This is a genomic window from Amycolatopsis sp. SID8362, from assembly GCF_010550475.1.
Classification (GTDB): domain Bacteria; phylum Actinomycetota; class Actinomycetes; order Mycobacteriales; family Pseudonocardiaceae; genus Amycolatopsis; species Amycolatopsis eburnea.
This window is the reverse complement of record NZ_JAAGNB010001869.1, coordinates 1-8,298: the sequence shown is the minus strand read 5'-3', so window position 1 is coordinate 8,298 and position 8,298 is coordinate 1. Positions and strand designations below refer to the sequence as shown.

Below are 8,298 nucleotides of genomic sequence, written 5' to 3'. Positions count from 1 at the left end.
CCCTCGTGTTCGACCACCCGACCCCGGCCGTGCTCGCCGCGCACCTCGCCGGCCGGACGGACCGGACCGCCGTCACGCGCCCGGCCGAGGCCGACGAGCCGATCGCGATCGTCGCGATGAGCTGCCGGTACCCGGGCGGGGTCGCCTCCCCGGACGACCTCTGGCGATTGGTCGCCGAGGGCCGCGACGCCGTTTCGGTGTTCCCCGCGGACCGCGGCTGGCCCGGCGACCTCTTCGACGACGACCCCGCGCACGGCGGCACGTCCTACGCCCGCGAAGGCGGATTCCTTTACGACGCCGCCGAATTCGACGCGGAGTTCTTCGGCATGTCCCCGCGCGAGGCGACGGCGACCGACCCCCAGCAGCGGCTGCTGCTGGAGATCGCGTGGGAGGCCTTCGAACGCGCCGGGATCGTGCCGGAATCGGTGCGCGGCAGCCGGACCGGCGTGTTCGCCGGCGTGATGTACCAGGACTACGCGACGCGGCTGCAGAACGTCCGAAGTGGACTGGAAGACTACGAGGGCTACCTCGGCAACGGCAGCGCGGGCAGCGTCGCCTCGGGCCGGATCGCGTACGCGTTCGGCCTCGAAGGCCCGGCGATCACCGTGGACACGGCGTGTTCGTCGTCGCTGGTCGCGCTGCACCTGGCGTGCCAGTCGCTGCGCCAGGGCGAGTGCGACCTGGCGCTGGCCGGTGGCGTGGCCGTCCTGTCGACGCCCGCGCTGTTCGTCGAGTTCAGCCGCCAGCGCGGCCTCGCGGCGGACGGCCGCTGCAAGTCCTTCGCCGACGCCGCCGACGGCACCGGCTGGGGCGAAGGCGCGGGTCTCCTGCTGGTGGAACGGCTGTCCGACGCGAGGCGCAACGGCCACCCGGTGCTCGCGGTCGTCCGCGGCTCGGCCGTCAACCAGGACGGCGCTTCCAACGGCCTCACCGCGCCCAACGGCCCGGCCCAGCAGCGGGTGATCCTCCAGGCACTGGCGAACGCGGGCCTGACGACGTCCGAAGTGGACGCCGTCGAGGCACACGGCACCGGCACCACCCTCGGCGACCCGATCGAGGCGCAGGCGCTGCTGGAGACGTACGGGCAGGACCGCTCGGCGCCGCTGTGGCTCGGGTCGCTCAAGTCCAACATCGGCCACACGCAGGCCGCGGCGGGTGTCGGCGGCGTCATCAAGATGGTGATGGCGATGCGGCACGGCGTGCTGCCGAAGACGTTGCACGTCGACGCGCCCTCGTCCCACGTGGACTGGACGGCCGGGTCGGTGGAGCTGTTGACGGAGTCCCGCGAGTGGACTTCGGACCGGCCGCTGCGGGCGGCGGTGTCGTCGTTCGGGGTGAGCGGCACGAACGCGCACGCGATCCTCGAGCACGTCGCCGAGCCGGAGACCGAGCCGGCGGCGGATGGTCCTGTCCCGTGGGTGCTTTCGGGACGGACGCCGGAGGCGCTGCGGGCGCAGGCTGCCGCGCTGCTCGGCCGGGGCGAGCTGCCCGCCGCGTCGGTCGGGGCGGCGCTGGTGTCGGCGCGATCGCTCTTCCGGCACCGGGCGGTCGTGGTCGGCGATCTCGCGGGCGGCCTCACGGCGCTCGCGGACGGTACTCCGGCAGCGAACGTGATCACCGGCGAGGCTGGCACTCCGGGCAAGGTCGCGCTGGTCTTCCCGGGGCAGGGCGCGCAGTGGGCCGGGATGGCCCTCGAACTCGCGGAGGCCTCGCCGGTCTTCGCGGCCCGGTTGGACGAATGCGGTGCCGCGTTGGCATCCTTTGTGGACTGGTCATTGCGGGAGGTGCTGGCCGACGCGGAGGCACTCAGCCGCGTGGACGTCGTTCAGCCCGCGCTGTTCGCGGTCATGGTGTCCCTGGCTGAGCTGTGGCGTTCGTTCGGGGTCGTGCCCGATGCGGTGGTGGGGCACTCGCAGGGTGAGATCGCGGCCGCGGTGGTGTCCGGTGCGCTGTCCCTTGAGGACGGTGCTCGCGTCGTGGCGCTGCGCAGCAAGGCCATCCTGGCGCTGGCCGGTGGCGGGGGAATGGTCTCCGTCGCCGCTTCCCACGAAACCGTGCAGGAACGGCTGATCGACGGGGTGTCGGTCGCGGCGGTCAACGGTCCCACGGCGGTCGTGGTCTCGGGCGTGCCCGAAGCCCTGGACGAGTTCATGGCGGCCTGCCGCGCGGACGACATCCGCGTCAAGCGCGTCCCGGTGGACTACGCGTCGCATTCGCCGCAGGTCGAGCAGCTCCATGACGAGCTGCGTGAGGTGCTGGCCTCCATCACGCCCTGTGAGGGAGACATCGCGTTCATCTCGACGGTGACCGGCGAATGGAACGAGACAGTCGACGCCGAGTACTGGTACACGAACCTGCGCAGCACGGTCCGTCTCGACACCGCGATCGAGCGCCTCAAGAGCGAGGGTTTCGGTACCTTCGTCGAAGCCTCGCCGCACCCGGTGCTCACGATGGCGCTTGGGGATGAGGTAATCGCGCTGGGAAGTCTCCGCCGTGACGACGGTGGGCTGACCCGCTTCCACACAGCGCTCGCCGAAGCCCACGTCAACGGCGTCCGGGTCGACTGGACGCCGGCTTTCCCCGACGTGGTCCCCGCCGACCTGCCCACCTACGCCTTCCAGCGCGAGCGGTACTGGCTCGACGTCCCCGAAGCCGAGCCGGTCCACGCCGACCCCGCGGACCAGCGGTTCTGGGAGGTCGTCGGCGACCAGGACGTCCCGGCCTTCGCGGGCGTCCTCGACCTCGCCGAAGACGCCCCGCTCGACGCCGTCCTGCCCGCGCTGGCGAAGTGGCGCAGCCGACGGCACGACGAGTCCACAACGGACTCCTGGCGCTACCGCATCGCCTGGCGTCCCGTCACGACGTCGCCGTCCCGGCTCGCCGGACGCTGGCGAGTCTTCGGCGACGGCGACGACGTCCGCGAGATCCTCACCGCCCGCGGTGCCGAGATCGTCGAGGACGACGAGAACCTGACCGGCGTGGTGGCCATCCGGCCGGACGCCGCCACCGCCCTCGAACTGACCCGCGTCGACGCTCCACTTTGGCTCCTCACCGAGGGCGCGGTGGCCGCCGGGCCCGACGACGTCCCGGATCCCGCGCAGGCCCAGGTGTGGGGCCTCGGCCGGATCGCCGGGCTCGAACACCCCGCCCGCTGGGGCGGCCTGGTCGACCTGCCGCCGTCCCTCGACGAGACCGCCGGCGCGCGGCTGGCCGCCGTGCTGACCGGGACCACCGGCGAAGACCAGGTGGCCGTGCGTGCTTCCGGCGTGTTCGCCCGGCGGCTCGTCCACGCCGAGACCGGCGAACCCGCGAGGCGCTGGCGGCCCGAAGGCACGGTGCTCGTCACCGACGCCGACGGTCACGCGGCCGTCCGCCTCGCCCGCTGGCTGATCGCGCGGGGTGCCACCCGGATCGTGCTCGCCGCGGCCGCGCTGCCCGGTGTGGAAACCTTGCGCGACGCCGAAATCGTCGAGGCGTACTGCGATGTCGCCGACCGCGACCAGCTGGCCGCGGTGCTCGAAGCGCACGGTCCGGTCCGGTCGGTGTTCCACACCGCCGGAGTCACCGACCTGGCCCCGCTCGCCGAGACCGGGCCGGAACAACTCGAGCGCGCCCGCCGCGTGAAGGCAGGTACGGCCGACCACCTCGACGCGCTGCTGCCCGACGACCTCGACGCGTTCGTGTTGTTCTCGTCCATCGCCGCGGTCGTCGGCAGCGGTGCCCACGGTGCCTACGCGGCGGCCAACGCGCACCTCGACGCGCTCGCCGAGCGGCGCCGGGCCCGTGGAGCTACCGCGACGTCGATCGCCTGGGGCGTCTGGGATGCCGACGAAGGCGTCGACCGCGAGCGGCTGGTCGCCGAGGGCGTGCCGCCGCTCGATCCCGAGCTGGCGCTGACCGCGCTCGGCCGGGCCCTCGACCACGACGACACCACCGTGGTGGTCGCCGACGTCGACTGGGTGCGGTTCGCCCCGGCGTTCGCCGCCGCCCGGCCGCGGCCGCTACTCGCGGAAATCCCGGAAGCCGTCGAGGAAATCCCGGTCCAGACCACGGGGTTCGCCGCCCAGCTGGCCGGGCTGAGCGCGGCCGACGCCCACCGCGCGCTGACCGACCTGGTCCGCGCGCAGGCCGCCGCCGTGCTCGGGCACGCCTCCCCGGCCGGGGTCGACGTCGAACGCGCCTTCTCCGAACTCGGCTTCGACTCGCTGACGGCGGTCGAGCTGCGTACCCGGCTCGCCACCGCGACCGGCCTGCGGCTGCCCACGACGCTGGTGTTCGACCACCCGAACAGCGCCGCCCTCACCGCGTTCCTGCTGGCCGAGCTGACCGGCGCGGAGGCGGCCGTCACCGCGGCCCGCCCGGTCCGCACCCGCGACGACGACCCGATCGTCGTGGTGGGCATGGGCTGCCGCTACCCGGGCGGCGCCGCGTCGCCCGACGAGTTCTGGGACCTGGTCGCCGCCGGGCGCGACGCCGTCGGCCCGTTCCCCGCCGACCGCGGCTGGGACCTGTCCGCGCTCTACGACCCGGACCCCGACCACCCGGGCACGACCTACGCGCGGGCGGGCGGATTCCTTTCCGGCGCCGCGGAGTTCGACGCCGCGTTCTTCGGCATGAGCCCGCGCGAGGCGGTCGCGACCGACGCCCAGCAGCGGCTGCTGCTCGAGACGTCGTGGGAGGCGCTGGAACACGCGGGCATCGACCCGGCGACGCTGCGCGGCTCCGCGACCGGCGTGTTCGCCGGCGTGATGTACAGCGACTACGGCGGTTTGCTCGCAGGCAGCGACTACGAAGGCCAGCAAGGCAACGGCAGCGCGCCGAGCGTCGCCTCCGGCCGCGTCGCCTATACCCTCGGGCTGGAAGGCCCGGCGGTCACCGTGGATACGGCGTGTTCGTCGTCGCTGGTGGCGCTGCACTGGGCATCGCAAGCCTTGCGCTCGGGGGAGTGCACGCTGGCGCTGGCCGGCGGCGTCACCGTGATGGCGACCCCGGCCACGTTCGTCGAATTCGCCCGCCAGCGCGGGCTTTCGCCGGACGGCCGCTGCAAGGCGTTCTCCGATGACGCCGACGGCACCGGCTGGGCCGAAGGCGTCGGCCTGCTGGTGCTGGAACGCCAGTCGGACGCGCTCCGCAACGGGCACCGGATCCTCGCGGTGGTACGGGGTTCCGCGGTCAACCAGGACGGCGCGTCGAACGGCCTGACCGCGCCGAACGGCCCGTCGCAGCAGCGGGTCATCCGCGCCGCGCTCGCCGGTGCCGGGCTGTCCACTTCGGACATCGATGTCGTCGAGGCGCACGGCACCGGGACCGCGCTGGGCGACCCGATCGAGGCTCAGGCGCTGCTGGCGACCTACGGCCAGGACCGCTCGACACCGCTCCTGCTCGGCTCGGTGAAGTCCAACATCGGCCACACCCAGGCCGCGGCCGGGGTTGCGGGCATCATCAAGATGATCCAGGCGATGCGGCACGGCGTCGTCCCGGCGAGCCTGCACGCGGGCACACCGTCGTCCCATGTGGACTGGTCGGCGGGCGCGGTCGAGGTCGTCACCGAAAGCCGTGCCTGGCCGACGTCGGAACGACTGCGCCGGGCCGGGATCTCGTCGTTCGGAATCAGCGGCACCAACGCGCACGTGATCATCGAGCAGGCACCCGAGGTGGCCGCCCCGGCTGAAGCTCTTGACGGGCCGGTGATCTGGCCACTGTCCGCGCGCTCGGCCGCGGCGCTGCGGACCCATGCGGCCCGCTTGGCGTCCACTGTGGAGGAATTCCCCGCGGGCGACGTCGGCCGGGCACTGAGCCTGCGTTCGCGGTTCGCGCACCGTGCGGTCGTCGTCTCCGAGCGGCCTGCCGAAGCCTTGGCCGCCTTCGCCGCCGGTGAACCGTCGCCGGACGTCATCGAAGGCGTGGCCACGACCGGGTCGACCGCGTTCCTGTTCTCCGGGCAAGGTGCGCAGCGCCCGGGCATGGGCCGCGAACTGGCCGCGCGCTTCCCGGTGTTCGCTGCCGCCTTCGAGGAAGTCCTCGACCGGCTCGACCCGGCCGTCCGGTCCGCTGTGGATGACGAGCGTGTGCACCGCACCGAATACACCCAGCCGGCGCTGTTCGCGTTCGAGGTCGCCGCCGCGCGGCTGCTCGAATCCCGGGGCGTGCGCCCGGATTTCGTCACCGGGCACTCGGTGGGCGAGATCGCGGCCGCGCACATCGCCGGCGTGCTGTCGCTCGACGACGCCTGCGCACTCGTTTCGGCCCGGGCCCGGCTCATGGGCGACCTGCCCGAAGGCGGCGTGATGATCGCCATCCGGGCGTCCGAAGTGGACGTTCGCCCGCTGCTGGGCGAGGGTGTCGACATCGCCGCCGTCAACGGGCCCACCTCGGTGGTGCTGTCCGGCCTCGAGGACGCCGTCACGGCCGTCGCGGACAAGTTCGGCAAGCAGCGGCGGCTGCGCGTCTCGCACGCGTTCCACTCGCTGCTGATGGATCCGATGCTGGCGGAGTTCGGCGAAGTCGTGGCCGGTCTGACATTCGCCGAGCCGAAGATCCCGCTCATCGCTTCCGGCGACGTCACGGATCCGGCGTACTGGGTGCGGCACGTGCGCGACACTGTCCGGTTCGGCGACGCCCTCGAACGGCTCGCCGGGGTGACCCGGTTCGTCGAGGTCGGCCCGGACGCGGTGCTGGCCGGACTGGTCGAGGTGCCCGACGCGGTCGTCGTGCCGGTCGTCCGCCGCGACCGCGGCGAGCAGCGGACGTTCCTCACCGCGCTGGCCCGGCTGCACGTCTCCGGCCTCGACGTAGACTGGGCCACCGCGGGGCCGCGGGCCGACCTGCCCGCGTACCCGTTCGAGCACCGGCGGTTCTGGCCACCGGCCCGCCCCGCCGGCGGCCCACGAGGAGGGCACCCGGTGCTCGGCGCGGCCGTCGAGGTGGCGGGGACGGGCACGCTCGTCAGCACCGGCCGCCTGTCGGCGTCCACGCAGCCGTGGCTGGCCGACCACCTCGTCTTCGGCGCGAATCTCGTGCCGGGCACGGCATTCCTCGAACTGGCCCGCCACGCCGGAGCCGAGGCGGGCTGCCCGCGCGTCGGCGACCTGACCCTCCTCGCCCCGCTCGTGCTCACGGATGCGGTCACCGTGCAGGTTTCGGTCGCCACCCCCGACGCGAACGGCCACCGCCCGGTGGAAATCCACTCCTGCGGCGACGACGGCGAGTGGACCCGGCACGCGACCGGCGTCCTCACCCCGGACTCGGCCCCGGACATGGAGATGGGTGACTGGCCGCCCGCGGCCGCCACCGAGTTCACTGTGGACGGTGCCTACAAGACCCTGGCCGAGCGCGGGTTCGCCTACGGCCCGGCGTTCCAGGGCCTGAAGGCGCTGTGGCAGCGTGGCGACGAGCTGTTCGCCGAAGTCCGCGTCGACGAGGCCGAAGGCTTCGGCCTGCACCCCGCGCTGCTCGACGCCGTCCTGCACGCCCAGCTCGTGGCCGACCCCGACGGCCCGCCCGCGCTGCCGTTCACCTGGCGCGGGGTGTCGGTGCACCGGCCCGGCGCGACCGACCTGCGCGTCCGGCTCGCCCCGGCGGGTCCGGACACGATCAGCCTGACCATCGCCGACGCGTCCGGCGCACCGGTGGCGTCGGTCGAGGGCCTCACCGTCCGCGAAGCCGGGCAGCCGCGGGCCGCCCACCTCTACCGGCTCGACTGGACACCGGTCGCGGGCGCACCCGCCGACGTCGTCACCCTTCCCGGGTACGCGCTGGACGAATTGGCGGTGGTCCCCGAGTTCGTCGAGGTGGCCGTCCCGTCGGGAATGGACATTCGCACCGTCACGGCCGACGTGCTGGCGCTCGTGCAGACGTGGCTGGCCGACTCCCGGTTCGACGCCGCGAAGCTGGTCGTCCGGACCACCGGCGCGCTCGACGGCGAGGACTTCGCCGCGGCCGCCGTCTGGGGCCTGGTGCGGTCCGCGCGACAGGAGAACCCGGGCCGGTTCGTGCTCGTCGACTCCGACGGATCCCTGCCCCCGCGGGACTTCCTCGGCAACGGCGAACCCGAACTGTCCATCGTGGACGGAGTGGTGTCGGCCGCGCGCGTCGGCCGGGCCACGCCCGGGGATCCCGGCACCGAATGGGACCGCGACCGCGCGGTGCTCGTCACCGGCGGCACGAGCGGCCTCGGCGCGCTGGTCGCCCGCCACCTCGCCATGAGCGGGCACCGGCACCTGGTCCTGGTCAGCCGGTCCGGGCGCCCCGAACCCGGCCTCCTCGACGACCTGGCGGACCTCGGCGCCGAAGCCGACG

General features: G+C 73.7%; 1 protein-coding gene. It reads left to right on the top strand.

Annotated features, from left to right (window positions below; genetic code table 11):
* A partial coding sequence (locus G3I65_RS56270) for a type I polyketide synthase (RefSeq protein WP_239072068.1) occupies window positions 1-8,298 on the top strand: 8,298 nt, incomplete at both ends.